Consider the following 899-nt stretch of genomic DNA (forward strand, 5'->3'; position numbering starts at 1 on the left):
TTACGGTTAACGCCAGTGTGCGGAAATTAGCACGCGGAGTTGTCGACTTATTGTTTTGTTGTTTGGAGTTCTAAGTTATTCTTTTTCCTGGAATACCGCATATTGGCCGTTAACCGATGTTAGGCAATGTTTTTTACTCAATTATAAATGTCACTTTAACTTTAGAAGAAAATTCAATTTTTTCAAAATCGATCATCATTTCTTCTTGTGCACGACTACCGTATAAACTTGAAACTCCCCTTATTTGTACTCCGGCTACTTTGCCTTGTAACTGACTTGTAATTGACGGTGTGTTTGTATCAGATATAAAAATAGCTTTTCCCAGTTTCTGATTTAATGGGTTTAGCATTTTTTCAGCATTACGTTTTGCTTTTGCAATAGCTCGGGTTTTTAATTCTATAATTAATTCTTCTGATTTGGAATATTCTGTCTTTGCAATTGACACGTTAGAAATTTCTACTTTTTCTAATCCAGCTAAAACTTCTCCGGCTTTGCGAGCATCGTTTACAAGTAAAGAGTACATCTTACTTTTAAGCACTTGTTGTGAACTCAAAAAATATTTCTTAAAATCACTACTAAAATCGAGAAGGGATAGATTTTTATCTATATCTATATTTAAAGATTTTAAAACCATCAACATTGATCTTTCTAATTCTTCCGTTGATTTTTTATTTCTATTATCTTCTTCATTTAATACTATCGTCAAATAAATTTTATCAGGAGTTACCGAAGTATCAATTTCCACTTCAGTTTCTAAGAAAGGTTGATCAATAAAATTTTTTGATTGCGAATAAAAATTTGACGAAAGAAGTCCAATTATGAGCAATAGTGTGATCTTTTTCATTTAAGTTATTAAAGGTTATATGTTAATTAACTGAATTTTTCTAAAAAATTTTGCC

Annotated in this window: 1 protein-coding gene; it reads right to left on the reverse strand. The window is 30.6% G+C overall.

Annotated elements, in window-relative coordinates; all coding sequences use genetic code 11:
* Positions 1-133: 133 nt before the first annotated feature.
* Positions 134-844, reverse strand: coding sequence for an SIMPL domain-containing protein (locus RM553_RS19495; RefSeq protein ID WP_311536635.1), 711 nt, complete (start codon positions 842-844; stop codon positions 134-136).
* Positions 845-899: the final 55 nt, after the last annotated feature.

The organism is Autumnicola tepida (assembly GCF_031846485.1).
GTDB classification, from domain to species: Bacteria; Bacteroidota; Bacteroidia; order Flavobacteriales; family Flavobacteriaceae; genus Autumnicola; species Autumnicola tepida.

Excerpts from the sequence above, each read along its gene's own strand:
- RM553_RS19495 (WP_311536635.1), bottom strand. The coding sequence starts at position 844 with ATGAAAAAGATCACACTATTGCTCATAATTGGACTTCTTTCGTCAAAT.